The organism is Streptomyces yunnanensis (assembly GCF_029011865.1).
Taxonomy (GTDB): Bacteria; Actinomycetota; Actinomycetes; order Streptomycetales; family Streptomycetaceae; genus Streptomyces; species Streptomyces yunnanensis.
The window spans coordinates 2,710,766-2,737,154 of the sequence record NZ_CP095749.1; the positions used below are offsets into that span (position 1 = coordinate 2,710,766).

A 26,389-nucleotide genomic window follows, 5' to 3' on the forward strand; every position below is an offset into this window, starting at 1 on the left:
GTCAGCTCCCTTCTCCCGAGCGGTGGCGGTCGAGGTAGGCGTTGAGCAGCGCGGCGGCGGTGGCGGAGTCGTCGACCGTCACCACGAACTCCCGGCCGCTGGTGAGCCGCAGCACCACACCCTCGCCCGAACGGAGCAACAGGCCGCTGCGGCCGGGCTGGATGCGGTACCCCCAGCCACCGTACTCGGCGAGCGCCCCGATCCGGCGGCTGGTCGCCTCCGCCACCTTGGCGAGCGGGATGCGGTGCAGCGGGACCGGCAGCAGCGTCGGGGTGAGGCTCAGCCCGCGCCGGTCGACGGTCACCCGCACGGAGCAGTGGACCGCGACCGTCAGGCCGCCGAGGAGCATCACCGTGCCGCCCACCCAGCCGGCGAACACCCCGAGCAGGACCCCGGCGCACGTCATCGCGGCGGCCAGCAGGGCCATCGGCGGCGAACTGACGGTGCGGGACCAACCGGCCCGGGTCCCGGCGGGCAGGTCCAGACGGCGGACGGTCCCGCCCTGCGGACGGGATGCCTCCGGTTCGGCGCCGGCCAGCAGCCAGCCCAGCGCCCCGGCGACCAGGCCCGCCCCCAGCATCACGGCCACCTGCCAGGCGGGCAGCCGGAGCCCGACGGGGTCACCGCCTCGGGCGTTGCCGAGCAGGATCGCCACCGACGCCCCACCGAGGCAGACGGCGGTGAAGTAGGCCGTGGCGACCATCCAGCGCCCGGCCCGCGCGGGCAGCCCCCGCTGGACGAACAGACCGAGGCCGACGCCGAGGACGAGCAGGCCCACCAGGCACTCCGCGAGGAAGCCCTGGGGCGAGGAGTAGCCGTCGGGGCGGCCATCGGTGGCGAAGTGGGTGGCGAGCCGTTCGGGGAGCCGCCCGGCGACGCACGCGTAACAGGCGCCGAGGGTCAGCGTGACGAGGATGAACGGCAGGGCCGCTATCCAGCCCCGCGGGCGGGTGTTCACGGGGCCGGCGAACGGCGTGGATCGCTTCATGACAACCTCCAGTTGTTCGCATAGTAGTAGAACAACCCGGAGAGCACTCGCCAACGACACATCAATCTCATATCTGAGATACGGTCACCCCATGGCAGACGACTACCTCGTACGCATCGGCAGGCTCATCCGTGACGCCCGGCAGCACCGTGGCTGGACACAGACGCAGCTCGCCGAGGCGCTCGGCACCAGCCAGAGCGCGGTCAATCGGATCGAGCGCGGCAACCAGAACATCAGCCTTGAGATGATCGCCCGCATCGGCGAAGCCCTGGACAGCGAAATCGTCTCGCTCGGATACGCCGGACCGATGCATCTGCGGGTGGTCGGCGGGCGCCGACTGTCCGGCAGCATCGACGTCAAGACGAGCAAGAACGCCTGCGTCGCGCTGCTGTGCGCGACCCTGCTCAACGCGGGCCGCACAACTCTGCGCCGGGTGGCCCGCATTGAGGAGGTCTACCGGATCCTGGAGGTGCTGGGCAGCATCGGCGTCCGCACCCGCTGGATCAACGACGGCAACGACCTGGAGATCGTGCCGCCGGCCCAACTCGACCTGGACGCCATGGACACGGAGGCGGCCCGACGCACCCGCAGCGTCATCATGTTCCTCGGTCCGCTGCTGCACCGGATGGACCACTTCAAGCTGCCCTACGCGGGCGGCTGCGACCTCGGCACCCGCACGGTCACGCCCCATATGACCGCCTTGCGGCACTTCGGCCTGGAAATCACCGCGACCGACGGCACCTACCTCGCCGAGGTCGACCGCGACGTCGCGCCCAAGCGCGCCATCGTCCTGACCGAGCGCGGCGACACCGTCACCGAGAACGCGCTGCTCGCCGCCGCCCGACACGACGGCGTCACGGTCATCCGCAACGCCTCCTCCAACTACATGGTCCAGGACCTGTGCTTCTTCCTGGAGGAGCTGGGCGTGCGGGTCGACGGCATCGGCACCACCACCCTCACCGTCCACGGCGTGGCGAAGATCGACCGCGATGTGGACTTCGCGCCCTCCGAGGACCCGGTCGAGGCGATGAGCCTGCTGGCCGCCGCGGTCGTCACCGAGTCGGAACTGACGATCCGTCGGGTCCCGGTGGAGTTCCTGGAGATCGAGCTGGCGGTCCTGGAGGAGATGGGCCTGGACCACGAGCGCAGCGCCGAGTACCCCGCCGACAACGGCCGCACCCGCCTCATCGACCTGACCGTCCGCCCCTCCAAGCTCCAGGCCCCACTGGACAAGATCCACCCGATGCCGTTCCCGGGCCTGAACATCGACAACGTCCCCTTCTTCGCCGCCATCGCGGCCACCGCCCAGGGCCAGACCCTGATCCACGACTGGGTCTACGACAACCGCGCCATCTACCTCACCGACCTCACCCGGCTCGGCGCCCAGGTCAAACTGCTCGACCCGCACCGCGTCCTGGTCGACGGCCCCACCCGCTGGCGCTCCGCGGAAATGATGTGCCCCCCGGCGCTGCGCCCCGCCGTCGTCGTCCTGCTGGCGATGATGGCCGCCGAGGGCACCTCGGTCCTGCGCAACGTCTACGTCATCAACCGCGGCTACGAGGACCTCGCGGAACGCCTCAACTCGATCGGCGCGCAGATCGAGATCTTCCGGGACATCTGAAAGTCTTCAGAAGCGACGCCGCTACGCCCCTCCTGACCTGAACGGATGCGAGTCGGGAGGGGATTCGGCGGCTTCTGTGGGACTTCTCTGGGACTTTGGGCCCGGACCGAGAGCCTGTCGGCCTCAGGGGACTGGGGACCAATTGCCGGCGAGGGCTTCCAGTACCACGTCAGCCACCAGTTCCTCGACCACAGCGGTACCGTGCTCGGTCATGGCCTGGGTCGATGCCGGATCCCCAAGGTGCTGCGGTGAGGCGACCGGGACAGGGCCGTGCGGGGTGCGGGCGACCGCCGCGCGGTAGCCGGCCGCCGTCATGCGCCAGGGATTGATGCCGCACCATCGGCATCTGGTCAGCGGGGCCGGCGGCAGCAGCCAGACCTCCCAGCAGCGGGCCGGGGCTCGCCGTGCCTAAGGGTCACAGGTCCGGGCGGATCTTGCCGCCGATGTGGGCCAGGCGGATCGTCCGTTCCTTCGGGACCAGGCGGAGGTGGATACGGCCGGCGCCCGGGGTGAACCGGGCGTGCAGGTCGAAGGTGCGTGTTTCCCCGTCCAGATCGGTGAAACGGCACACGCGCTTGCGGGTCTCGCCCTCCGGGGTGACCTTGGTCCGCCACTCGGGCTCAGCCATGGTCGCCGGGTCCCAGGCTGCGACGGCTTCCTCCAGCCCTTCCAGAACCCGCCGTACGGGCACCACCCAGTGCGGATTCAGGCCGCGGAGCTGGCCCTCGACGCGCGGCAGGAACGTGAGGTGCGGGTAGAGGTCGGCCTGGTCGTCCCAGATCCGCGAGCCGGTGGTGACACCCTGCCGGCGGGTCTCCCGGATCCAGTCCAGGTGCCCGTCGAGATGCGGCTCGGCGGACAGGTGCCGGACGTCGACGGTATCGTGCCGCATCTCCAGCGTGCCGTCGTCGTCTTCGACGAGTTCGCTTCGCTCCAGGGGGACACGATCGGCCTGCCACTGCCGGGCCACCGGAAGGCTGACCGCGATGCCGTCCATGAAGTGCGCGGCGCCCAGGCCGAGGATCACCTCACCGTCGTGGCGGTATTCGAGATGGTCGGCGGCATCTTCCGCCGGGAAGACGCTCCGCACGGGAGATCTGCCCTGTAAGCCCCGGAGGCGCTGCCAGAGCACGCGGTTGCGCGGGCTGGCGCCGATCCACTTGTTGACGGGATAGCCCTCGGCGATCTCCAGCGCCTTGACGTCCACCTCGCTCACCAGCGCCGTGCCCGATCCGCCCGCGGCCGCGGCGGCACGCACAGCGTCCACGAAGTCGGCCATGGCCCGCTCGGCGCGCGCCGGATCGCAGGCCGTGCCCCAGGACTTCTCGTTCAGAAACAGCAGTGGCACGCTTTCCTCCCCCTGTGTCGGCCCGTGGCGTCAGTCCAGCAGCTGGTCGAGCGAGTTCTCCCACTCGTCGAAGAAGCCCTCGGGCCACTGTTCGAGCATGCCGTCCTTGTCGATGCGGGGGGTGACGACCTCGGCACCCGCTCCATTGCCGCTGAAGTAGTGCACTGCCGTGTCTTCCGGCTGCAGGACACCCTGTTTCACGGCGATGCGGACACCGTTCAGCACATGGTCGCTGTGTGTCTCGACGATCAGCTGGGCGCCGGTTGCGGCGGCCGCGGAGAGCAGCGCGGCCATCCTGCTCTGCCCCTTCGGGTGCAGATGGGCCTCGGGGTTCTCCAGCAGGATCAAGCTCTCGGGCGTCGCGGTGAGGCAGGCAACGACGACGGGCAGCGCGTAGGTGAGGCCGAAGCCAACGTTGGTGGGGCGCCGGCGACGGGTGGCGTTGATGCCGGCGGTGCCGCCGAAGCCGTAGGAGAGACGGACCGAGTCGGTGCCTTCGATGGCGTCCATCTCGATGTTGACGCCCGGGCACAGCTCCTGCATCCAGGCGATCGTCTGGTCCAGGAGTTGGGGTGAGGTGGCGCCGCGATGACGGAGCGGACCGTCGGGCACCTCCGTCGGTACTTCCTGATCTGTATGGTGACGCAGGTAGTTGACGGTGTGCTCACCCCGCACGCCGAGGAACCCGCGCGCAACGGCGATCTGGTGGGAGCGGGGGTAGGTGACCGCCGGGGTGATGCGATCGGCGTGCAGGTACTGAAAGGGCTGCTCGGCCAGGTGCGAGCGGACCGATCCCTCCGCCAGCGGCATGACGTCCCGGTCGGGATGACGAATGTCGTACGCGGCGGCCCACGTGCGCTGCTCGCCGTCCTCCTCGATGACGAAGCCGACGAGCGGCTCGTTGACGGCGGCAAATTCCTCGACGGGCCCGAAGTCTTCGTGCAGCACGTCCTGGGCCGTGCCTAGGGCCACAAGATCTCCGTTGAGCAGCAGCCCGCCCCCGGCCCGCTTGGTCCGGGTGAGCATCTGCGTCTCGTACGACTGCCGCAGCAGCCCCAGCGCCTGCAGGACGCTGCTCTTGCCGGAGGAATTGAGGCCGGTGAGGAGCGTCAGCGGGCCGAGGGGGAGTTCCAGACGGCGGAACGCCTTGAAGTTGCTCAGTGCGATGCGGTTGATCACTGCTCGGTCCCGCTCCGTTCCCCGTCGAGCGCGCCCTCGAAGAGTTCCTTGACGGCATCGAACCGCTTCCGCACCTTCCTGGCGTCGCCGGTGCCCACGGAGATGGCGCGTTCGAACTCGGCGTCCTCCATGAGCTCCGCGAAGGCGTCGAGGACGTCGATCTGCCGCAGCACCTGGCGATCACCGTCACCAAGGCCGGCGAGATTGACGGAGACCGCCTCGAAGAGGGCCTTGTTGATGGGTGACTTGCGCTGCTGGTTCCGGCGGTACTTCCGGAAGGCGTGGTGGCCGAAGATCTTCTCGGCCGCAAGCATCGCCGTGAGGAACTCGGTCCGCAGCCGGTCCTCTTCCGCTCTGTCGAGACGGTTCACCTGGTGCATCGCCTCGGCAAGGAACGCGTCGAAGTCCCCGGGCTTGTAGGCATGCGGAGAAGTCATCCGGAACGCCAGGAAGCGCAGAACCATCTCGCGGTCGGCCATCCGGTCGCCGACCACGCTGTAGCCCGTGGCCCGCCGGAACTCATCGGTCCCCGCAAGCTCCGCGAGGAGCGTGCGCGCCCGACCCGAGATGAGTGCGTGCCGGATCTCCTGCCGGGTGAGGGGCTCGCCTCCGGTGTTGATGCGTGCGAAGACGTTGAACATCACCGGCTCGGGGGTACCGCGCCGGATGACGTGGACGACGACCTCGGTCTCGCGCAGCCGGATCTGGAGCTTTCCGGAGAGGTTCGCGAAGCCCGCCCCCTCGAAGTTGCGCAGGTACTCCAGGCCCGTCAGTTTCAGCGGGTCGGCGCCGACCGTCTCCGGCTCCACGAAGCGGGCGATGGACGTGAGGCGCTGGATGCCGTCGACGATGGCCCAACTGCCGTCCTTCTTCTCAGCGGCGTAGAAGGACGGGATGGGGATACGCAGCAGCAGCGACTCGATGAGTCGGCTCTGCTTGCCGTCGGTCCAGATGCCCGCCTTGCGCTGGAAGTCCGGGGCGAGGTCGATCATCTCGTTGCGCAGCCGGGACAGCATCAGATCGACGGTCGTCGTCCGGGTGTCGATGTCGATGTGCTCGGGATCGAAGGGAGAGGTGATCTGTTCGATCACCACATCCTCGGCCTCCTCGCGCTCGATGTCGGTCGGCCGGCCGTCTGCGGTGACTTCCACGGAGAACAGAACGGAATCGAGTTCCCCGACCTCGGCCGCCGCGTCCTGATACCGCTCGAACACCGACCGTTGGTCCCGTGTACGCCCTTGGCTCTCCTCCAGCGCGGCCATGTCGTCTCGTCGCCCTCCCCCTGATGCCATGCGGGATCACCGTGTCCGCTCCGATCGGCCCTCACCCTACCGTCCGTGATCCCGCGGTGACGGCCCGATCGGTCAGGACAGTGGGCCAGGGCGCGAAGCCGGGCATCGCGGCTCCTCGTCGGCGGGCTCGGGGTACCCCGCAGGGCGGACAGACCCGTGTGCGAGAGGCACCCCGTCTGTGGACAGGACCTCCGTTGATCGAGCGCAGGCTGCGATTGACGCGGCCGGCGGGAGACCTTGGCGTCTGCGTGCTGGTCATTGATCTCGCAGCCGAGGAAGCGGGCCGCCCGGCGCGGCCGTGGGTGATCAGCGTCTTGCCCTGATTCAGTTCCTGTTTGAGGTCGTCGCGCAGGCACGTGGCCAGGCACTTTGATGGCCTCGGCTTCGATATCAGCCGCTGAGGCGGCGTCCCCTGGATGCCCGTCTGAGCGGGGCCGCAACCCCTTCCGGGGAGCGCTCTTCGCTCAACGTGCCTGTCGGCGCTGCGCGTTCCGCGCCGCCTGCGGCGCCTCCTCGCCACTCAGCGTGGCGAGAACGAGGCTGCGCTGTCCTCGGAAGCTGCGGATGACCTGCTGGCGGACGAGATCGGTACTCGTACCGGTCGTGCCGATCTGACCCGTCTCGGCTAGGCGTGTGAACAGCGTGTTGTCCAGGTAGGCCGGAACGTTCTTGTAGCCGAACCGGACCGCGCCGCCTCGCCCGTCCTTCAATCGGTCGTCGTCGCAAAGCGATTCGAACTGCCGACGGGAGAAGTACATACCGCGGATCATCTCCGTCGTGTGCGGCGGCACGGAACGCGGATGGCAGAGCTTGATCCAGCTCGGGCCGGGGTCCAGCCGCTGTTCGTCGGCCAGACCGGCCTGCATCTCCGCGTACCGGTCCAGGCTCCTCATCCGTACCAGTTCCTTGGCGGGGTTCCGGTCGCTGTTCGGGTAGTAGAAGCCGCCCCGCTCGGCGTTGAGCTTCTTGTACTGCACGAGGACGAGGCTGTGGCGCGTGACGTTGTAGAAGACGTCGCAGCCGAGGGCCTGCTCCGCCGGGGTGCGGTTGGCGTTCGCGACCAGCAACGTGCGGCCGTGCTCGCGGAACTGTCGCCAAGCCACATGGTTTGTCTCGTCGCCGAGCCACCCGTGCATCGTACGGGTGTCGTGCATGACGAAATGGTCCTCGGGTGGAGGCTGATCGCTCAGCATATCGGAGCGGGCGGGACGGTCCTGTAGAAGCGGCTCCGGTGGGTCGAGCAGCTCGTCAGGACGGCGATTTCCGCCTGCGTCCCGGCCATGCGTGCGACGGCCAGTGTCGCGTCGCGTTGCAGAGCCACTTCCCCTGCAGCCCGCGAGTCGCCGAAGCCCCAGGACTCGATGACCCCTTCGATCAGTTTGACCGCTTCGGTCAGTTCGGGCCGGCGCCGCAGCAGCAGGGCGCGTATCGCCTCGCCGGTCCTCTTGCTCTGCTGGCCCTCCTCGACCAGATGGCGCCGCTGGGCCGCGGTCAATCGGTCAAGCAGCTCGTCGAGCGGGAGGGGCCTGCGCAGCCGGCTCACATGGGTGACGCGCAGTTGCTGCTCCTGGTCCCTGGCCCCGCGTCGGCGAACGGACTTTCCCACGCGGTGATCTCGTACCGCCCGTAAGTGTCCGTGGAGGCGATCAAGAGCAGGTGACGGCCCTTCGGCCACAGGTCACGCTGGCGCGTGAACGACCATTCCCCGTCATGTCGTCGGGATTGTTGCAACTTCTCAAGGAACTCCAGGTACTCGTCCTCGTATTCACGGCACTTCGTGATCGCCCCCGTGACCGTATCCTTGCTGTTCTCACTGACAAACGGGCCTCTTCTCGCCGTCTACGCAGACAATTTGAGGAATTCTCCGTCCAGGTAAGCCAGCTCCCCGTCGTGGCGCAGCGCCTCGACCGGCTATCCGTCCAGATGCAGGCCCTGTGGGCGGGCCCCCTCGGGCACAGGAGCCATAGACAGTGCTGCCAGCACACACTCGGAGGTGCCGTCCTGGGCACCGCGCAGGGCAGGCAGTTCCTGGGAAACCTACGAAGCAGTCATCACGCAGCCGAAGTTGGCGACGATCCCGAGGAGTTCGGTGCACACCGCCTGCAAACACTCGACCTCGCCCCACCGCCTGACTTCGGCGGTGATCACGGGAGACTGGCGGCTGCTTGATCCTGATCCCGGGCCGCGGGATCTTCACAGGCCGCGAGCCGTTCGTTCAGGGCGGACCACCGATGCACAAACACCAGCCCAGACGGCCCGCACGCCCTGCATGGAGCCGAAAGAGTGGCTGCCGGTAGGGGAGTTCTCTGGGACTTCCGGCTGCATCAACGGATACGAGCGTGAAACATCCGAAGGGCCATTCGCTCAGGTCAGTGACCTGCGACCGCACATCGCCGCAGGCCACCGCATCCGCTGGTCTCTCCCGGTACATCTGAGCATCCGGCACACGATCGGCGAGCGGACCGGCGCACGGGTCCGGGCCGGCGGTGGCGCGGCCCGGCCGGCGTCGGTCAGGTGCCGACGTCCGTCGGGTGTCGGTCGGCGTCGCGGTACAACTCCTTGGCGATGAGGGAGCGTTGGACCTCCGTGGCGCCCTCGTAGATGCGAGGGGCGCGGACCTCGCGGTAGAGGTGTTCCAGGAGGTGGCCGCGGCGCAGGGCGCGGGCGCCGTGGATCTGGACGGCGGCGTCGACGACGTACTGGGCGGTCTCGGTGGCCAGGAGCTTGGCCATCGCCGCGCGGCGGGCGATGTCCGGGGCGCCGCGGTCGTAGGCGGCGGCCGCCGCGTAGACCAGGAGCCGGGCGGCCTCGACGCGGGTGGCCATCTCGGCGAGCCGGTGGCCGACGGACTGGAGGTCCTTGAGCGGCCCGCCGAACGCGGTGCGCGTGCCGGCGTGCGCCAGCGCGGCGTCCAGCGCGGCCTGCGCCATGCCGACCGCGAACGCGCCCACGCTCGGCCGGAAGAGGTTCAGGGTGCGCATCGCCACCCCGAACCCGCCGCCCACTTCGCCGAGCACGTCGGCGTCGGTCACCGGGGTGCCGTCGAAGGCGAGGGTGCCGATCGGGTGCGGGCTGAGCATGTCCAGCGGCTCGCCGCCCAGCCCCGGGCGGTCGGCGGGGACGAGGAAGGCGGTGATGCCGCGGGCCCCGTCGGCGCCGCCGGTGCGGGCGAAGACCGTGGCGAAGTCGGCCTCGGGGGCGTTGGAGATCCAGCACTTCTCGCCGGACAGCCGCCAGCGGCCGGGGCCGTCGGGCTCGGCGGCCAGCGCGAGCGCCGCGGCGTCCGAACCCGCGCCCGGCTCGCTCAGCGCGAAGGCCGCGACCGCCCGGCCGGCGGTCACCTCCGGCAGCCAGCGGGCCCGTTGGGCGTCCGTCCCGGACTGCACGATCGGGCAGGTCCCCAACCCCTGGAGCGCCAGGGCGGTCTCCGCCTCCGTGCACTCCTGGGCCAGCGACTCCCGCAGCAGGCACAGGTCCAGCGCCCGCGGGCTGCCGCCGTCGGGGAAGAGCCGCGCCAGCAGGCCCAGTTCGCCGAGGGCGGCGACCAGCGGGCGGTTGACCCGGCCCGGTTGCCCCTCCTCCGCCAGGGGACGCAGCCGTTCGGCCGTCCGGGCGCGCAGCCGGGCGCACCATTCCTGTTCCTCCGGTCCCAGCGCGAATGCGGTCACGAGGCGGCTCCCCTGGTAGCGGTACCGGACGCGGCGACGGCTCGCACGGCCGGCTATCGCGGTCTGTTGACTGCCGTCACGAAGACGTTACGCTGACGAGCATCCGTACGGCAGTCCTCCCGGTCCCCTCCCCCACACCTCCACCCCTCCCCGGCCGCCCGGCGGCCCTCCGGCGCAAGGGGGCACACCCCGCATGGAGCTACGGTCCTCGGCCCACACCGACACCTTCACCCGCGACCGGCTGCCACCGCCCGAGCAGTGGCCGCACCTCACCGACCTGGGCTATCCCGACCGGCTGAACTGCGGCGCGGAACTCCTCGACGGCACCATCGCCCGGCTGGGCCCGGACCGGCCCGCGCTCCGCGACGCACACGGCCTGGTGTGGTCCTACGGGGAGCTGCGGGCGCGGGTGGACGCGCTCGCCCGGCAGCTCACCGACCGGCTCGGCGTCGTGCCCGGCAACCGCGTGCTGCTGCGCGGCCCCACCACGCCCTGGCTGGCCGCCTGCTGGCTCGCCGTCATGAAGGCCGGCGCGGTGGCGGTGACCGTCCTGGCCGCGCACCGGCCGGACGAACTCGCCACCTTCTGCCGGATCGCCCGGGTCCGGCACGCGCTGTGCGACGCCGCCGCGGTCGCCGATCTGGACCGGGCGAAGGTCCCGGGGCTGCGGATCGCGACGTTCGGCGGGGACGGCCCGGACGACCTGACGCGGTGCGCCCGGCCCGACGGCGCGCCGTACCGGGCGGTGCCGACCGCCGCCGACGACGTCGCGCTGATCGCCTTCACCTCGGGCACCACCGGCCGCCCCAAGGGGTGCCTGCACTTCCACCGCGATGTGCTCGCCATGGCCGACACCTTCTCGGCGCAGGTGCTCCGGCCGCGACCGGACGACGTGTTCGCCGGCAGTCCGCCGCTCGGCTTCACCTTCGGGCTCGGCGGGCTGGTCGTCTTCCCGCTGCGCGCCGGCGCCTCGGCGTACCTGGCCGACTGGGGCGGGCCGGAACGGCTGCTCGGCGACATCGCGGCCCACCGGATCTCGGTGCTGTTCACCGCCCCGACCGCCTACCGGACGATGTTGGCGCACCTCGACGGGCACGACCTCGGCTCGCTGCGCCGCTGTGTGTCCGCCGGCGAGAACCTGCCCGCCGCGACCTGGCGGTCCTGGTACGAGGCCACCGGCCTGCGGATCATCAACGGCATCGGCGCCACCGAGATGTTGCACATCTTCCTGTCCGCCGCCGACGAGGCGATCCGCCCGGGGACGACCGGGCTGCCGGTGCCCGGCTTCGAGGCGCGCGTGGTGGGCCCGGACGGCCGGCCGGTGCCGGACGGCGAACCGGGGCTGCTGGCGGTCCGCGGCCCGACCGGCTGCCGCTACCTGGCCGACGCCCGGCAGACCGCCTACGTCCGCGACGGCTGGAACCTCACCGGCGACACCTACGTACGGGACCGGGACGGCTACTTCCGCTACGTGGCCCGCGCGGACGACATGATCATCTCGGCCGGGTACAACATCGCCGGCCCCGAGGTGGAGGACGCCCTGCTGCGGCACCCGGACGTCACCGAGGCGGCGGTGGTCGGACGGCCCGACGAGGAGCGCGGCCAGGTGGTCGTCGCCCATGTGGTGCTGCGGGACGGCGTACCGCCCGGGGCGGAGACCGTCGCCGCGCTGCGGACGTTCGTCAAAGCCGAGATCGCGCCCTACAAGTGCCCGCGCGAGGTGGTCTTCCACCGCGCGCTGCCCCGCACCCCGACCGGCAAGCTCCAGCGCTTCCGGCTGCGCGACCGCGATCTAGAGTGAACCGGTGAGCGACGAGCAAGCCCAGCACACCCCGCGGTCCCTGATCGTCACCTTCTACGGGGCCTACGGACGCGGCACCGCGGAAGGCTCCGGCGGTGCGCCCGGCCCGGTGCCGGTGGCCGCGCTGATCCGGCTGCTCGGCGTGCTCGGCGTGGATCCGCCGTCGGTGCGCTCGGCGGTCTCCCGGCTCAAGCGACGCGGACTGCTGATCCCGGAGCGCACCCCCGCGGGCGCCGCCGCGTACGGGCTCTCCGACGCGGGCCGCCAGTTGCTGGAGGACGGCGACCGCCGGATATTCGGCCGGCCGGCCGGCTCGCCGGAGGGATGGGTCCTGGCCGTCTTCTCCGTCCCCGAGGAGGAGCGGCACAAGCGCCATCTGCTGCGCTCCCGGCTGGCCCGGCTGGGCTTCGGCACCGCGGCACCCGGTGTGTGGATCGCCCCCGCCCCTCTCTACGAGGAGACCCGGCACACCCTGGAACGACTGCGACTGGCCGACTACGTCGACCTGTTCACCGGCACCCACGCCGGTTTCACGCCCACCGCGCGGGCCGTGGCGCGCTGGTGGGACCTGGACGCGCTCGCCGCCGGGCACCGCGCCTTCCTGACCGCGCACGAACCGGTCCTGTCCCGCTGGACCCGGCGCCGCTCGCTGCCCCCCGAACCGGCCTACCGCGACTACCTGCTCGCCCTGGACGCCTGGCGCCGCCTGCCCTATGCGGATCCCGGTCTGCCCCCGGCCCTCCTGCCGGAGGACTGGCCGGGCGGCCGCGCGGCGGAGGTGTTCGCCCGGCTGCACGACAAGCTGTGGGCGGCGGGCGCCCGTTATGTGGGCGAGGCGACGGACGGGTCGTACCGCACCCGGAACACCGGCTGAACTCCCCCGCTCCCGGCACCGCCAGGAGCGGGAGCACGCCCGCGTCCCCATCCGCCCGTCGCCCTCACCGCCGGCCCGCGGCCCCGTTCCCCTGGGCCGCGGACACTCCCCGTGCCCCCTGTGTCAGCGTCGCCGCTGCTGCGCTCCCACCGGGACGGCGGCGGCCCGGCGCTGCCGGACGACCGGACCGGCGGCGGACGCCGGGCGCGGCCGGGCGGCGGCGATCACCGACACCACGTCCTTGAAGGAGCTGCACATCCGCGTCCCGGCGACCGCGGCGAGCTCACCGAACGTTCCGCTGCCGTAGGTGACCGCGACCGGCTCCATGCGCGCCGTCACCGCCATCCTCATGTCCCCGACGGTGTCCCCTACATACGCGCTCTGCCAGGCCGGGACCCCCAGCCGGCCGGCCGCGCGCAGCACCATCTCCGGGTGCGGCTTGCCGCGCCGGACCATGTCCTGCCCGACGACCGGGCCGACCAGGTCGCGGATGCCCATCACATCGAGCAGGGCCTCGGCGCTGCGGGTGGTCTTGGAGGTGGCGACGGCCAGTTCGACGCCGTGGGCGCGCAGCGCGGACAGACCGGCCGTCACTCCCGGGTAGAGCAGCTGCGGACCCTGGCACAGGACCTCGTAGGAGAACAGCTCCCGGTAGCGGGTGAGGGCGGCCTGCACCCGGCCGTCGTCCTCGGGCCGGCCCAGCAGCCGCCCGAACGCGGCGGACGGGGGCTTGCCGATGGCCGCGGCCGCCTGCCGCGCGGTCACCGAACAGCCCTGCTCCGCGGCAACCTTGACCAGCAGCTTGCTGATCGCGGGCAGGGTGTTGGCGAGAGTGCCGTCCAGATCGAAGACGGCGGCCCTGAGCGTTTCGCCGCCGGCGCTCCGCGCGCCTCTCACAGGACGTTCGCCGACTTCCATTGATACGCGCATGGATGGGGACCTTTCCGGTTTCCGATGGGTGCGGGGGCTCGGGTGACTGTGCGGGCTCAGCTGGTCGGGCGTGCCTGCGGTCGACGACTGTGGCGGCGGAGTCGGTCTCGCCGGGCGCACCGTTGTCCAAGGGCGGTACGCGACCCGTCGAAGCGGCGGCATCGGGAGGGATCGTCCCGTTTACCGCCTCCGGAGATTTAAAAACCGCCTGCGCTGTTTGTCAATGCGCCTTAGCCCCTCCCTGACGCTCGACAAGCATTCCCCGCCCGGCCAGACTGAACGCGCCGGAGCCCAGCCGTCCGCCATTCAGGTCCGAACCAAGGGCAAACGATCACTTCTCGACAGAGGCGGGGGGATCTGGCCGATTCCCTTCGGGGGTAGCGAACCGCGCGGTTGGTTTTCTTTGTAGACTACGTTCACGTTGCAGTCGTACGAGAGACGGGACGGACACCGTGCCCACGCAGCATCGCGCCATCCAGAGCCGTCAGGCGCTCATCCGCTCGGCCGCAGAGACCTTCCTGGAAAAGGGAGTGCCCGCCGCGGGCATGGTCGAGATCAGTCGACGGGCCCGCCTCAGCAAGGGCGCCCTCTACTTCCACTTCACGTCCAAGGACGACCTGACCCTCGCGGTACGGGACGCCGCCCTGGCCACGCTCAACGAGATCGAGGAGGGCTTCCAGCGCTCCCCCGAGCCGCTGACCGTCGCCGTCCGGGACTTCACGGTCGAGCTGTTCGACCGGGTGCAGTCGGACGCGGTGCTGCGCGCCGGGCTCCGGCTGCGCCCGGAGACCGCGCCCGGTCTGGACATCCACGCCCTGGAGCAGCGCTGGTACGCGCTCTTCCTCGACAAGGCGGTCACCTGCGGCACCGGTGAGCCGGTCGGCGTCGGGGGCGGGCTCACCGGCCCGCACCCCTCCGACGCCGAACCCCGGCGCACCGCCCAGCTGTTGACGTCGATCGTGGTGGGGCTGCTGCACCTCGGCGGCGGGGACCAGACATGGTGGGACGCGGAGGCGGTCACCGGACTGTGGGGCCTGCTGCCGACCGTCTGCGGCCGGGTCACGACCGCCGACATCCCCGCGCCGGCGCAGGTCCCGGCCGGCTGACCGTCCCGCGGCGACCGGCGGTCCGCGCCGCACCCCGGCTCCGTGCCGGCCTCCCCACCCGACCAGGACCGCCCCCAGACACCCCCCTGGTGAGCGCCGGAGCACCCTGACCCCCGCTCACCCACCGGCGGCGCGCACGAGAAGACGAGGCAGCCGCCCCGCAGCCCTCGGCCGCCTTCCGCGGCCCCTTCCGCCGGCAGCCCGGGGTGTGCGCACGCCCGCAGCCGTGCGGCGCCCCGCGGCACGTGAGGGGCGCCCCCTTCGTCGTCTGCCGTGAACTCCCGCCTGCCGTAGGGCCGGTGGGCACGTTCACGGATGTGAGGGCACCGCCGGAAGCCTCGGTCGGCCACGCCCGCGGGGCCCCGGCGACCGCCGCGACGGCGGCCGCGCAGCACCGCTCGCCCGGCCCGATCCATCGCACTCGGCGGCATCTCGGCGACGACATGGATACGTGACGATCCGTCATATCCGCATCCCGGCACAACGGTCGTGCGTACACCGGCTGTCGGCGTCGCGGACTCCCGCATACCGCACAGTTGGCTTCCTTATGATGCGCCAAGAGATCGCGCGACCACGACGGCAGGTCTCCCCAGGTGCAACACCATCACGACAGCATGCGGAGGACGACCGGTGGTCACACAGGAACGCGCAGTGCGCACCCGACGCACCGTCCTGGAGGCCGCGGCCCATGTCATCGGCGCCCGTGGGTACCGGGGGGCGACGATCGCGAAGATCATCCAGCGCGCGGGGGTCACGAAGGGCGCGGTCTACTTCCACTTCCGGTCCAAGGACGCGCTGGCGCGTGCGGTCATCGAGGAACAGACCGATCCGTTCGTCCCCCCGGTCAGCGACTCCCGGCTCCAGGACGCCATCGACTTCTCCCACCAGGTCGCGCTGGCCCTGCGCAGCGACCCGATGTTGCAGGCCGGCACCCGGATCGCGGTCGAGACGACGTTCACCGAGGAGCCGCTGGTCCCCTACCAGGCGTGGACCGACATCATGACCGCGATATTCACCGACGCCCAGAGCAACGGCGAGTTACTGCCCGCCGTCGCGCCGGACCGGGCCGCGGAGTTCTTCGTCGCCGCGTACCTGGGCGTGCAGTTGTACTCGCACGCCGCCTCCAACCGCGCCGACCTCCCCGAGCGGGTCACGGCGCTGTGGAGACACACCTTGCCCGGCCTGGCATCGCCGGGCGCACTGAGCCGTCTGGACCCGCAGGGCCGGCCCCGGAAGGTCGCCGGCTGAACGCCCGTCCGTGGCCGCTCCGACGAGGTCGGCGGCGCTCCCGGCACCGGAAAACAGACCATGCGGTTCGTCAGTGCAGCGTGAGGCGGGGCTTCGGCGCGTCGGTCCGGCCGGTCGGCGGGGTGCGGCTGCCGGCCTGGTAGGGCAGCGGCCAGGGGGCGCCCGGTCCGGTGTAGCTCTGTTCGGCGGCGGCGTGCAGGGTCCAGTGCGGGTCGTAGAGGTGGGGTCGGGCCAGCGCGCACAGGTCGGCGCGGCCGGCCAGGATCAGGGAGTTGACGTCGTCCCAGGAGGAGATGGCGCCGACCGCGATGACCGGGATGCCGAGGGTGTTGCGGATGCGGTCGGCGAACGGGGTCTGGTAGGAGCGGCCGAAGTCGGGGCGTTCATGGGGCACGACCTGCCCGGTGGAGACGTCGATGGCGTCGGCGCCGTGCTCGGCGAAGGCCGCCGCGATGGCCACCGCGTCGTCCGGGGTGGTGCCGCCCTCCGCCCAGTCGGTGGCGGAGATCCGCACCGTCATGGGGCGGTCCGCCGGCCATTGTTCCCGTACCGCGTCGAAGACCTCCAGGGGGAAGCGGAGACGGCCGGCGAGCGAACCGCCGTAGGCGTCGGTGCGCCGGTTGGTCAGCGGCGAGAGGAATCCGGAGAGGAGGTAGCCGTGTGCGCAGTGGAGTTCGAGGAGGTCGAAGCCGGCGCGCGCCGCTGCGGCCGCGGAACGGGTGAACTGCTCGCGCACGGCGGCGAGTTCGACGGCGCTCAGGGCGTGCGGGATCTGGTTGACGTCGGGGCGGTAGGGCAGTGCGGAGGGGGCGACGACGGGCCAGTTGCCGTCCGGGAGCGGCTGGTCGATGCCCTCCCACATGCGCCGGGTGGAGCCCTTGCGGCCGGAGTGGCCGAGCTGGACGCCGAGGGCGGTGCCGGGGGCCTGGGCGTGCACGAAGTCGGTGACGCGCCGCCAGGCCCGTTCGTGTTCCGGCGCGTACAGCCCGGAACAGGCCGGGGTGATCCGCCCCTCGGGGCTGACGCACACCATTTCCGTCATCACCAGGCCGGCGCCGCCCAGCGCCCGGGCGCCGAGGTGGACGAGGTGGAAGTCGCCGGGGGTGCCGTCGCCGTCCGCGGAGTACATGTCCATAGGGGAGACCACGACCCGGTTGCGCAGGGTCAGCCCGCGCAGCCGGAAGGGGGTGAACATCGGCGGCGTCCCGTCGGGGACGCCCGCCTCCCGGGCCACCGTGTCGGTGAAGCCCGCGTCGCGCAGCCGCAGGTTGTCGTGGGTGACCCGGCGGCTGCGGGTGAGCAGGTTGAAGGCGAACTGGTGCGGCGGCTGCGCGGTGTACGTGGCCAGGTCTTCGAACCACGCGAGGCTGGCGCGGGCGGCGCGCTGGGTGGAGGCGACGACGGGGCGGCGCTCGTCCTCGTAGGCGGCGAGGGCGTCCGGCAGGGTGGGCTGTTCCCGGAGGCAGGCGGCGAGCGCGAGGGCGTCCTCGACGGCGAGCTTGGTGCCGGAGCCGATGGAGAAGTGGGCGGTGTGCGCGGCGTCGCCGAGCAGCACGATCCGGCCGTGCGACCAGCGTTCGTTGACGACCGTACGGAAGGCGCTCCAGGTGGAGTTGTTGGTGCGCAGCGGACGGCCGCGCAGGGTGTCGGCGAAGAGCTCGGCGCACCAGGCGGCCGAGGCGTGCTCGTCGCTGGTGTCCAGGCCGTTGGCGCGCCAGACCTCCTCGCGCATCTCGACGATGACGGTGCTGGCGCCGCCGTCGGACGCGCCGGGCCGGGCGGGCGACGGGTGGGGGTGCCGCTGAGGCGTCGTTGAGGGGAGTGGGGTCTCCCCTGCTCGAACAGGGTGGAGAGCTTGGGGAAGGTCGGGCGACGGGCGGGCGTAGGGGTAGGCGTGGAGCTGGGCGATGCCGTGGCCGGTGTCGGCGATCTCGAAGCGGAAGGCGTCCAGGGCGAAGTCGGCGGAGAGCCAGATGTAGCGGCAGCGGTGGGTGGTCAGCCGGGGCCGGAAGACGTCGGCGTGCGCGGTGCGGGTGGTGCTGTGCACTCCGTCGGCGGCGATCACCAGGTCGTGGTCGCGGGCGAGATGGGCGGCCGGCGGGGCCTCGGTGCGAAAGCGCAGCCGGACGCCCAGCGCGCGGCAGCGCTCGTGGAGGACCGCCAGCAGCCGGCGGCGGCCCAGGGCGGCGAAGCCGTGGCCGCCGGAGGTGAGGGTGCGGCCGCGGTGCACGATGTCGATGTCGTCCCAGCGCACGAACTCCGCCTGCAGGGCGCGGTAGACGACCGGGTCGGCGTGTTCGATGCCGCCGAGGGTCTCGTCGGAGAGGACGACGCCGAAGCCGAAGGTGTCGTCGGGGGCGTTGCGCTCCCAGACGGTGATCTCGCGGGCCGGATCGAGGCGTTTGAGCAGCGCGGCGGCGTAGAGCCCGCCGGGGCCGCCGCCGAGGACGGCGACCTTCAGCGGCCGGTGGCCCGGGCCGGCGGGCGCGGTCACTTCCCCTGCCACTTGGGCGGCCGCTTCTCGGTGAAGGCGGCGTGGAACTCGGCGTAGTCGGCGCTGTTCATCAGCAACGCCTGGGTGGATGCGTCCAGTTCGACGGCGGCGGCCAGTGGCATGTCGAGTTCGGCGGTGAGCAGCGCCTTGGTCTGGGCGTGGGCGAGCGCCGGGCCCTCGGCGAGCCGGCGGGCGAGCGCGGCGGCCCGCTCGTCGGCGCGGCCCTCCTCGGCCAACTCGCTGATCAGGCCGAGGCGTTCGGCCTCGGGGGCGCGGACCGGGTCGCCGAGCATCAGCACCCGGGTGGCGTGGCCGAGGCCGATGACGCGCGGGAGGAGGTAGGCCGCGCCCATGTCGCCGCCGGAGAGGCCGACCCGGGTGAAGAGGAACGCGAAGCGGGCGGAGGGGTCGGCGATCCGGAAGTCGGCGGCCAGGGCGAGCACCGCGCCGGCGCCGGCGGCCACCCCGTGCACCGCCGCGACGACCGGGAAGGGGCACTCCCTGATCGCCCGGACGACCTGCCCGGTCATCCGGTTGAAGTCCAGGAGTTGGGCGGTGTCCATGCCGAGGGTGACACCGATGATCTCCTCGACGTCGCCGCCGGAGCAGAAGCCGCGGCCCTCGCCGGCCAGGACCAGGGCGCGCACCGAGCGCTCCCGGGAGAGTTCGGCGAGCAGGTCGCGGAGGTCGGCGTATGCCTCGAAGGTGAGCGCATTGAGCTTCTCGGGGCGGGCGAGGGTGACGGTGGCGACGCCGTCCCCTCTGCTGACCCGGATGTGCTGCCATGCGCCGGTGCTGCGGGCGGATCCTGCGAACGGGCTCATCGAACTGCCTGCCCCCTTCAGCCGGACGGCTGGTGCGTGCGGTGGCCGCGGATGCGGTGCGGGACGTGCGAGATGCCCTTCGAAGCTATCACCGCTCTGTGACTGTCGTCACGAGGGCGCGATATCTGGTCGGGGTGCGGCGTGCCGCACGCCGGGGCGGCGACCGGGCCGGAAGTCCCGTCCTCCGCGGGTCGCACGTCCCGGTCGCCACGGTCTCCCGGCCCTGCTGCGGCCGGGGCGCGCGGCCTAGCGTGGAGGCGTCCACAGGGCCGAGGGCGCCCGCCCCGGCCCGCCGCGAAGGGAGCGGCGCATGCCGGTGGCGCAGACGAAGGAACCGACCGCGCGGCACGGGTCCGAGCCGTCCGGCCCCGAGTGCTGGCGGATCGAGCTGCCGCACGCCCCGTCCGCGGTGTCCCTCGCCCGTGCGCTGACCGGCGCCGCGCTCCGCGATCTGCGGGCCACCGCGGACCGGGCGACCGCCGCGCTGCTCGCCGCCGAACTCGTCGCCAACGCCGTCGCGCACACCCGCGGCCCCGGGCCCGTCGCCCTGGTGGTGCGGGCGCGGGCGGCGGGCTGCGAGGTGGAGGTGCACGACGCGGATCCCACGCCGGTGGTGGGGCTGCTCGCCGCGGCCTGCGACGCGGAGCGGACGGGGCGCACGGCGGGTCCGGCCGCCGGGAGTCCGGGGGCCGCGGTCGGTCAGCGCTCGCCGGTCGTCGGGCGGGGGCTGCGGCTGGTGCGGGGGCTGAGCACGGCCGCCGGCTGCCGGCGGACGCCGCACGGCAAGGCGGTGTGGTTCACGCTTCCGGCGCTGCGGGAGCCGCGGCTGCCGTGACCGCGGGCGCACCAGCGGACCGCCCGTCCGGGTCGGTGGCCGGTGCAGCACCGGCGGCGCCTCCCCGGGGCGGCTCCGCACCCTCCTGACTCTCCTGGGCGGTGCCCGTCCCGGACCCGGGGGTTCCGTCCCCGACGGCTGCGGCCGAGAGGCGCGAGTGCCGGCGCCCGTACAGCTCGTACCCGACCACGCCGACGGCGAGAAACACGGCCAGCTGGAGCCAGGTGGCCGGGCCGGTGCCGTAGACGAGGTAGCCGCAGAAGGCGATGCCGAGCAGCGGGCTGAGCGGGTAGAGCGGCACCCGGAAGCGGCGCGGCAGGTCGGGCCGGTTGCGGCGCAGGATCAGCACGCTGACGTTGACCGCCGCCATGGCCACCAGCGTGCCGGCGCTGCTCAGGTTCATCACCATGTCCAGCGGGACGACCGCGGCCGGGAGGGCGAAGACCCCGGCGACGATCCAGGTGTTGGCGACGGGCGTGGCGGTCCGGGGCGAGACCCGCGCGAAGACCCCGGGGACCAGCCCGTCCCGCGCCATCGACATCAGGATGCGGGTCTGCCCGTACATCACGGCCAGGACCACGGAGGCGATGGCGACGACCGCGCCGAAGGCGATCACCGTGCCGCCGATGCCGGAGTGCGTGACCCGGTCGACGATCAGCGACAGCGCGGCGGGGCGGCCCGCGACCTGCCCGGCGGAGAGCGCGCCGATGGCGGCGAGCGCGACCAGGCAGTACAGGACGGTGACCACCCCGATGCAGACCATGATCGCGACGGGGACGTCGCGGCGCGGGTTCCGTGCCTCCTCGCCGGCGGTGGTGATCGAGTCGAAGCCGATGTACGAGAAGAACGCGACGGAGGCGCCGGAGGTGATCCCGGCCAGGCCCTCCGGGGCGAACGGGGAGAGGTTCCCGCTGCGGAAGGCGCCGAAGCCGATCACGCAGAACAGCACCAGGACCAGCAGCTTGAGCACCGCCATCGCGGCGGTGGCGCGGGCGCTCTCCCGGACGCCGCGGACCAGCAGCACCGCGGCCAGCAGCACCACGAGCACCGCCGGGAGGTTGACGACGCCGCCGTCGCCCGGCGGGTTGGCGAGCGCGGCGGGCAACTGCCAGCCGGTCAGGCTGCCGAGCAGCTGGTTGAGGTACTGGCCCCAGCCGACCGCGACCGCCGAGACCGAGACGCCGTATTCGAGCAGCAGGCACCAGCCGACGAGGAAGGCGGCGCGCTCGCCGAGGGTGGCGTAGGCGTAGGAGTACGAGCTGCCGGAGACCGGGATCGCACCGCCCAGCTCGGCGAAGGCGAAGGCGGTGAAGATGCAGGTGACGGCCGCCAGCACGAAGGAGGCGACGACCGCGGGGCCGGCCTGGGCGACGGTGTCGGAGAGCCCGACGAAGATGCCGGTGCCGACGATGGCACCGACGCCGAAGCAGATGAGCTGGAACAGGCCCATGCTGCGCCGCAGGCCATGGCCCTGGAGGTCCGCCCCTGATTCGGCGATGAGGAGGTCGGGGGACTTGATGCGCAGTCCGGACGCGCCTGAGCGGGGCATGGGGTGGTTCTCTCTCTGGTGGTGCGAGGCGCGCGGCGCGGGTGGGCCGGGCACGCAGCGGGGCCCGGACCGGTGGGTCCGGGCCCCGTCAGCGGCTCGATGGTAACCGCCCGGGTCGCATGAGCGCCCGGGCCCCCGAATGGCTATGCGCCAGGTCCTAGCGGCCCAGCGTCGCCACCATCACGGCCTTGATGGTGTGCATCCGGTTCTCCGCCTCGTCGAAGACGACCGAGTGCGCGGACTCGAAGACCTCGTCGGTGACCTCCAGCGAGGTCAGGCCGTGGCGGGCGTGAATCTCCCGGCCGACGGCGGTGCCGAGGTCGTGGTAGGCGGGCAGGCAGTGCAGGAACTTCACCCCGGGCCTGCCGGTGGCGCGCAGCACGTCCATGGTGACCGCGTACGGGGCGAGCAGCGCGATCCGCTCGTCCCAGACCTCCTTGGGCTCGCCCATGGAGACCCAGACGTCGGTGGCGACGAAGTCCGCGTCCCGGACGCCCTCGGCGACCTCCTCGGTGAGGGTGATCCGGGCCCCGCTGGCCTCCGCGAGGGCCCGCGCCCGGGCGACGACGGCGTCCTCCGGCCACAGCTGCCGGGGCGCCACGATCCGCACGTCCATGCCGAGCAGCGCGCCGGTGACGAGGTAGGAGTTGCCCATGTTGTTGCGGGCGTCGCCGAGGTAGGCGAAGGCGGTCTCCTCCAGGGGGCGGTCGCCGCCGTGCTCGACCATGGTCAGGACGTCGGCGAGCATCTGGGTCGGGTGCCAGTCGTCGGTGAGCCCGTTGTAGACGGGCACCCCGGCGTGCGCCGCGAGCTCCTCGACGTCGGCCTGGCGGCTGCCGCGGAACTCGATGGCGTCGAACATCCGGCCGAGGACGCGGGCGGTGTCCTTGACCGACTCCTTGTGTCCGATCTGCGAGCCGGACGGGTCCAGGTAGGTGGTCGACGCGCCCTGGTCGGCGGCGGCGACCTCGAAGGAGCAGCGGGTCCGGGTCGAGGTCTTCTCGAAGATCAGCGCGATGTTGCGGCCGTTCAGGCGGCGGACCTCGGTGCCGGCACGCTTGGCCGCTTTCAGCTCGGCGGCCAGGTCGATCAGTCGGCGGAACTCCTCGGCGCTGAAGTCCAGCTCCTTGAGGAAGTGGCGGCCCGTGAGGTCTATCGCCATGGGTGGGCTCCTCGTTCGCGGCGGGTCAGGGTGGGGCGGGTGCGTGAGTGGGCGAGTGGGTGGCGGGAGAGGCGGGTGGAGGGACGGGAAGCGGGTCGATGCCGGAATCGGACCGGTGGCAGGATCGGAGCGACGCGCCACCGATTCACCGACTCCTCGGTTCCTCGATGCTTCGGCTCACCGGCTCACCGGCACGTCGACTTACCGGCTCACCGATACATCGATCCCCCGGTACATCGATTCACCGATGCGTCGAGCGGGTGGCGGACCGCCTCATCGACGGGCCGCCGGCTCGACGAGTCGGTGACTCGACGCATCGACAGCTCGCTCGACCTCCTCCCGCACTGGAAGTCTATACGAGTCATCGCATCTGTATACGGATACCCTCCGGCGGCCGGCCCGACCTCCCCGGAAACCCGGCTCAGCCCAGCCCCGGCACCGCGTCCCTGGCCACCGGGCAGCTCATGCAGCGCGGGCCGCCACGGCCCCGGCCGAGCTCACTCCCGGGAATCGTGATCACCTCGATGCCGCGCTTGCGCAGGAAGGTGTTGGTGGTGACGTTCCGCTCGTAGGCCACCACCACGCCGGGCTCCACCGCCAGCACGTTGCAGCCGTCGTCCCACTGCTCCCGCTCGGCCGAGTGCACGTCCTGGGTCGCGGTGAGCACCCGGATGTCGGACAGGCCCAGGGAGGCCGCTATGGCGCGGTGCATGTGCTCCGGCGGATGGTCGGTGACCTTGAGGTCCTGCGCGCCCGCGCCCGGTTCGATGGTGTACGAGCGGAGCATGCCCAAGCCCGCGTACTGGGTGAAGGTATCCCCGTCGATCATGGTCATCACGGTGTCCAGGTGCATGAACGCCCGCCGCTTGGGCATGTCCAGCGCCACGATCGTCTGCGCGGATCCCGCCGCGAACAGCCCGCGGGCCAGGAGTTCCACCGCCTGCGGAGTGGTCCGCTCGCTCATGCCGATCAGCACCGCCCCGTTGCCCAGCACCAGGACGTCACCGCCCTCGATCGTCGAGGGGAAGTCCGCCTGGCCCTCCGACCAGACGTGGAACGCTTCGTCGCGGAAGAGCGGGTGGTGGTGGTAGATGGCCTCGTAGTGCACGGTCTCGCGCTGCCGGGCGGGCCAGCGCATGGAGTTGATCGACACGCCGTCGTAGATCCAGGCGGAGGTGTCGCGGGTGAAGAGGTGGTTGGGCAGCGGCCCCAGCAGGAAGTCGTCCAGGTCCATCACGTGGAAGCGGACCGAGGTGGGTTCGGGGTGGCGTTCGAGGAACTCGCGCTTGGTCATCCCGCCGACCAGCGCCTCGACGAGTTCGGGCACCGGCAGTTCGTCGAACGCCGCCCGCAAGTGGTCGGTCGCCAGCGGCCCGTACTCCTTCTCGTCGAAGACCCGGTCCAGGACGAGCGTCCGCGCTTCGGGGATCTGGAGGCTCTCGGCCAGCAGATCCCCGAAGAGGTGCACCTCGACACCCCGGTCGCGGAGCACGTCCGCGAACCCGTCGTGCTCGGCCCGCGCCCGCCGCACCCACAGCACGTCGTCGAAGAGCAGGGTGTCCTTGTTGGAAGGGGTGAGCCGCTTCAGTTCCAGATCGGGGCGGTGCAGGATCACCCGGCGCAGCCGCCCGGCCTCTGAGTCGACATGGAATCCCATCTCCCCATCTTGTCGGCTCCGGGCGCCAAGTGCCGGGAGTCGGGGGATGTCGAGGGATGTCGAGGGATGTTGGCCGGCCGGCCCGCCCTTTCCCCTCGCCCCGTCTGCTCCCGTCTACCCGTCACTCCCGCCTACCCGTCACTCCCGGCCGCCCGTCGCTCCCGTCTACCGCCGCGGCCGCCCGTCCCGCCCCAGGGCCAACGCCGCCACCACCGCGCCCGCCGCGGTCACCGCCGCGATGATCCAGCCGCCGCGCAGCGCCCCGAGCTCCGGATGCTGCTGGCCGCCCATGGCGGCGACCAGGACGGCGACGCCGAGCGCGGTACCGGCCTGCCGGGACACCATCAGGACGCCCGAACCGAGGGAGAGTTGGCCGCTGGGCAGCGATCCCGTGGCGGCGAACATCACCGGCTGGTAGAGCCCGGTGCCGAACCCGGCGAGGATCAGTCCGGGCAGGAACCGCGTCGCGTAGTGCGTCCCCCCGCTCCCGTCGCCGGCCAGGAAGGACCACCACAGCGCCGCCACCACGAAGCACACCGCGCCGATCACCGCCGTCCCCCGGTTCCCGACCGCCGCGACGATCCGGCCGGAGACCGCCGAGACCACCAGCACGGTCAGCGGCCAGGGCGCCATCGCCAGACCCGCGGTCCGCACCGGGTAGTGCCAGACGTCGGTGAACAGCAGGCTCGCGGCGAGCATCATCACCCCGTAGGCGACGAAGTAGCCGAGCAGCCCCAGGGTGGCCGGAGTGAAACCGGGGGTGCGGAAGAGCGCCGGATGCACGACGGGGTGTTCGGCCCGCCGGACGTGGCGGACGCCCAGTACGCCGGCCAGCACGCCGGCGGCGAGGACGGCGAGCGTGGCCGGCGCGGTGTAGCCCCACTCGGGGGCCTCCACGAACGCGGTCACCAGCGCACCGACACACACCAGCACCAGCGCCGTGCCGGGCAGGTCCAGCGCCTGCCGTGGCCCGCGCACCGATCGGGGCAGCAGCCGGACGCCCGCGACGACCGCGAGCAGCACCACCGGGACGTTGATCAGGAAGATCAGCCGCCAGTCGACGGCGGTGAGCAGCCCGCCGATCACCGGGCCGGAACTCGCCGCCACCGCGCTGACCGCCGTCCACGCGCCGACCGCGGTCGCCCGCTCGCGGGCCGGGAAGGCGGGCAGTGCCAGGGAGAGCGAGGTGGGGATCAGTACCGCGGCGGCCACGCCCTGCACCACCCGCGCCACGATCAACAGGGTGAGCGTGGGCGCCGCCCCGCAGGCCGCCGACGCCAGACCGAACAGCACCATGCCGACCAGGAAGCAGCGCCGCCGCCCGGCCTCGTCGGCGAGTCGGCCGGCGGGCACGAGGAGTGCGGCGAGCACGACGGTGTAGCCGTTGAGCACCCAGGAGCGCGCGGCGGCCGGCGCCGGCGCGAAGTCCTGGCCGATGGCCGGGAACGCGATGGTGACCGCGATCAGGTCGAGCACGGCGAGGAACTGCGCCGCGGAGGCGATCGCCAGGATCAGCCAGCGGCGGGGGTCGGGGGCTTCGCGGGTGACTGTGGAGCCGGGCAGATCGCGAGTGGCCTTGCGCGCGGCGGAGGAGGCGTCGGTCTGTGGGGCGGAGGAGGCGTCGGTCCGCGGGTCGGCGGTCCGGGTGGCGGGGTGCCCGTCGGTATCGGTGGGGCGGGGAACGGGGGCCGCGCCCGTGGGCGCACCCGTCCCCCGGTCGCTCGGAAGAGGAGTGGTCATGTCGATCAAGCATCGGCCGTGCGCTCCCCCGTCACGAGTGGCAGCACTGCCACCACCCGCTACATTTCTGCCA

General features: G+C 72.1%; 21 protein-coding genes. 6 read left to right on the plus strand and 15 right to left on the minus strand.

Annotated elements, in window-relative coordinates:
* Position 1 precedes the first annotated feature (1 nt).
* On the minus strand, positions 2–988 hold the full coding sequence (locus tag MOV08_RS11855) for a DUF1648 domain-containing protein (RefSeq protein WP_275307444.1): 987 nt from the start codon (positions 986–988) through the stop codon (positions 2–4).
* A 91-nt stretch (positions 989–1,079) separates the two neighbouring features.
* Between MOV08_RS11855 and MOV08_RS11860 the strand changes: the two genes are divergently transcribed.
* Positions 1,080–2,609 carry a helix-turn-helix domain-containing protein gene (locus tag MOV08_RS11860; protein WP_039631918.1) on the plus strand — a complete coding sequence of 510 codons (1,530 nt, stop codon included), beginning with the start codon at positions 1,080–1,082 and terminating at the stop codon, positions 2,607–2,609.
* 123 nt (positions 2,610–2,732) lie between these two features.
* Here the strand turns inward: MOV08_RS11860 and MOV08_RS11865 are convergent, their stop codons facing one another.
* The 7 genes from MOV08_RS11865 to MOV08_RS11895 all read right to left on the minus strand — a co-directional run bounded on the left by MOV08_RS11865 (position 2,733) and on the right by MOV08_RS11895 (position 10,096).
* Positions 2,733–2,981, minus strand: a complete 249-nt coding sequence (locus tag MOV08_RS11865) for a DUF2399 domain-containing protein (protein ID WP_338057387.1) — start codon at positions 2,979–2,981, stop codon at positions 2,733–2,735.
* Positions 2,982–3,024: 43 nt separating this feature from the next.
* Positions 3,025–3,957, minus strand: a complete 933-nt coding sequence (locus MOV08_RS11870) for a hypothetical protein (RefSeq protein ID WP_275307446.1) — start codon at positions 3,955–3,957, stop codon at positions 3,025–3,027.
* Between the two features lie 30 nt (positions 3,958–3,987).
* Positions 3,988–5,136, minus strand: a complete 1,149-nt coding sequence (locus MOV08_RS11875) for an AAA family ATPase (RefSeq protein WP_275307447.1) — start codon at positions 5,134–5,136, stop codon at positions 3,988–3,990.
* Positions 5,133–6,428: a DUF262 domain-containing protein gene (locus MOV08_RS11880; protein ID WP_275307448.1), complete on the minus strand. Its 1,296-nt coding sequence runs from the start codon at positions 6,426–6,428 to the stop codon at positions 5,133–5,135. The genes MOV08_RS11875 and MOV08_RS11880 overlap by 4 nt, the downstream gene beginning before the upstream one ends.
* A gap of 464 nt (positions 6,429–6,892) precedes the next feature.
* A complete protein-coding gene (locus tag MOV08_RS11885; protein WP_275307450.1) occupies positions 6,893–7,582 on the minus strand; it encodes a hypothetical protein in 690 nt (229 codons plus the stop codon).
* Positions 7,583–7,614: 32 nt separating this feature from the next.
* Entirely contained in the window at positions 7,615–8,034 is a 420-nt protein-coding gene (locus MOV08_RS11890; protein WP_275307452.1) for a hypothetical protein, read from the minus strand.
* A gap of 904 nt (positions 8,035–8,938) precedes the next feature.
* Positions 8,939–10,096, minus strand: coding sequence for an acyl-CoA dehydrogenase family protein (locus tag MOV08_RS11895; RefSeq protein ID WP_275307454.1), 1,158 nt, complete (start codon positions 10,094–10,096; stop codon positions 8,939–8,941).
* 193 nt (positions 10,097–10,289) lie between these two features.
* On the opposite strand from MOV08_RS11895, the gene MOV08_RS11900 reads away from it, so the two are divergent.
* A complete protein-coding gene (locus tag MOV08_RS11900) occupies positions 10,290–11,897 on the plus strand; it encodes an AMP-binding protein (protein ID WP_275307456.1) in 1,608 nt (535 codons plus the stop codon).
* A 4-nt stretch (positions 11,898–11,901) separates the two neighbouring features.
* Positions 11,902–12,771: a PaaX family transcriptional regulator gene (locus MOV08_RS11905; RefSeq protein WP_275307457.1), complete on the plus strand. Its 870-nt coding sequence runs from the start codon at positions 11,902–11,904 to the stop codon at positions 12,769–12,771.
* 123 nt (positions 12,772–12,894) lie between these two features.
* On the opposite strand, the gene MOV08_RS11910 is transcribed toward MOV08_RS11905, so the two are convergent.
* Complete coding sequence (locus MOV08_RS11910; RefSeq protein ID WP_275307458.1) at positions 12,895–13,668, minus strand: HAD family hydrolase; 774 nt, start codon at positions 13,666–13,668, stop codon at positions 12,895–12,897.
* 485 nt (positions 13,669–14,153) lie between these two features.
* Between MOV08_RS11910 and MOV08_RS11915 the strand changes: the two genes are divergently transcribed.
* The gene (locus MOV08_RS11915) at positions 14,154–14,807 is read left to right on the plus strand and encodes a TetR/AcrR family transcriptional regulator (protein ID WP_205367086.1); all 654 of its coding nucleotides are present in this window, start codon (positions 14,154–14,156) and stop codon (positions 14,805–14,807) included.
* Positions 14,808–15,458: 651 nt separating this feature from the next.
* A complete protein-coding gene (locus MOV08_RS11920; RefSeq protein ID WP_275307460.1) occupies positions 15,459–16,055 on the plus strand; it encodes a ScbR family autoregulator-binding transcription factor in 597 nt (198 codons plus the stop codon).
* A gap of 70 nt (positions 16,056–16,125) precedes the next feature.
* Here MOV08_RS11920 and MOV08_RS11925 read toward each other — a convergent pair whose 3' ends face one another.
* Both MOV08_RS11925 and MOV08_RS11930 read right to left on the minus strand, forming a co-directional pair.
* Positions 16,126–18,549 (minus strand): oxidoreductase, encoded by a 2,424-nt coding sequence (locus tag MOV08_RS11925; RefSeq protein ID WP_275311765.1) that lies wholly within the window; start codon positions 18,547–18,549, stop codon positions 16,126–16,128.
* Complete coding sequence (locus MOV08_RS11930; protein WP_275307462.1) at positions 18,546–19,373, minus strand: enoyl-CoA hydratase family protein; 828 nt, start codon at positions 19,371–19,373, stop codon at positions 18,546–18,548. Before MOV08_RS11930 ends, MOV08_RS11925 begins: the two co-directional genes overlap by 4 nt.
* A 310-nt stretch (positions 19,374–19,683) precedes the next feature.
* Here MOV08_RS11930 and MOV08_RS11935 point away from each other — a divergent pair, with 310 nt between their 5' ends.
* Positions 19,684–20,208: an ATP-binding protein gene (locus MOV08_RS11935; protein WP_275307464.1), complete on the plus strand. Its 525-nt coding sequence runs from the start codon at positions 19,684–19,686 to the stop codon at positions 20,206–20,208.
* Here the strand turns inward: MOV08_RS11935 and MOV08_RS11940 are convergent.
* The 4 genes from MOV08_RS11940 to MOV08_RS11955 form a co-directional block, all read right to left on the minus strand.
* Positions 20,171–21,757 (minus strand): amino acid permease, encoded by a 1,587-nt coding sequence (locus MOV08_RS11940; RefSeq protein ID WP_275307465.1) that lies wholly within the window; start codon positions 21,755–21,757, stop codon positions 20,171–20,173. The two genes, MOV08_RS11935 and MOV08_RS11940, sit on opposite strands and share 38 nt — an antisense overlap.
* A gap of 157 nt (positions 21,758–21,914) precedes the next feature.
* Positions 21,915–22,919, minus strand: coding sequence for an ornithine carbamoyltransferase (gene argF / locus MOV08_RS11945; protein ID WP_275307467.1), 1,005 nt, complete (start codon positions 22,917–22,919; stop codon positions 21,915–21,917).
* 421 nt (positions 22,920–23,340) lie between these two features.
* Entirely contained in the window at positions 23,341–24,576 is a 1,236-nt protein-coding gene (locus MOV08_RS11950; RefSeq protein WP_039631938.1) for an arginine deiminase, read from the minus strand.
* Positions 24,577–24,741: 165 nt separating this feature from the next.
* The gene (locus MOV08_RS11955; protein WP_275307468.1) at positions 24,742–26,316 is read right to left on the minus strand and encodes an MFS transporter; all 1,575 of its coding nucleotides are present in this window, start codon (positions 26,314–26,316) and stop codon (positions 24,742–24,744) included.
* Between the last annotated feature and the right edge of the window lie 73 nt (positions 26,317–26,389).

What these genes read in the sequence shown, in the direction of transcription:
- MOV08_RS11885 (WP_275307450.1), bottom strand. Translation starts at nt 7,582, where the DNA reads ATGCACGACACCCGTACGATGCACGGGTGGCTCGGCGACGAGACAAAC.
- MOV08_RS11880 (WP_275307448.1), bottom strand. Translation starts at nt 6,428, where the DNA reads ATGGCATCAGGGGGAGGGCGACGAGACGACATGGCCGCGCTGGAGGAG.
- MOV08_RS11950 (WP_039631938.1), bottom strand. Translation starts at nt 24,576, where the DNA reads ATGGGATTCCATGTCGACTCAGAGGCCGGGCGGCTGCGCCGGGTGATC.
- MOV08_RS11855 (WP_275307444.1), bottom strand. Translation starts at nt 988, where the DNA reads ATGAAGCGATCCACGCCGTTCGCCGGCCCCGTGAACACCCGCCCGCGG.
- MOV08_RS11940 (WP_275307465.1), bottom strand. Translation starts at nt 21,757, where the DNA reads ATGCCCCGCTCAGGCGCGTCCGGACTGCGCATCAAGTCCCCCGACCTC.
- MOV08_RS11860 (WP_039631918.1), top strand. Translation starts at nt 1,080, where the DNA reads ATGGCAGACGACTACCTCGTACGCATCGGCAGGCTCATCCGTGACGCC.
- MOV08_RS11935 (WP_275307464.1), top strand. Translation starts at nt 19,684, where the DNA reads ATGCCGGTGGCGCAGACGAAGGAACCGACCGCGCGGCACGGGTCCGAG.
- MOV08_RS11900 (WP_275307456.1), top strand. Translation starts at nt 10,290, where the DNA reads ATGGAGCTACGGTCCTCGGCCCACACCGACACCTTCACCCGCGACCGG.
- argF (WP_275307467.1), bottom strand. Translation starts at nt 22,919, where the DNA reads ATGGCGATAGACCTCACGGGCCGCCACTTCCTCAAGGAGCTGGACTTC.
- MOV08_RS11955 (WP_275307468.1), bottom strand. Translation starts at nt 26,316, where the DNA reads ATGACCACTCCTCTTCCGAGCGACCGGGGGACGGGTGCGCCCACGGGC.
- MOV08_RS11930 (WP_275307462.1), bottom strand. Translation starts at nt 19,373, where the DNA reads ATGAGCCCGTTCGCAGGATCCGCCCGCAGCACCGGCGCATGGCAGCAC.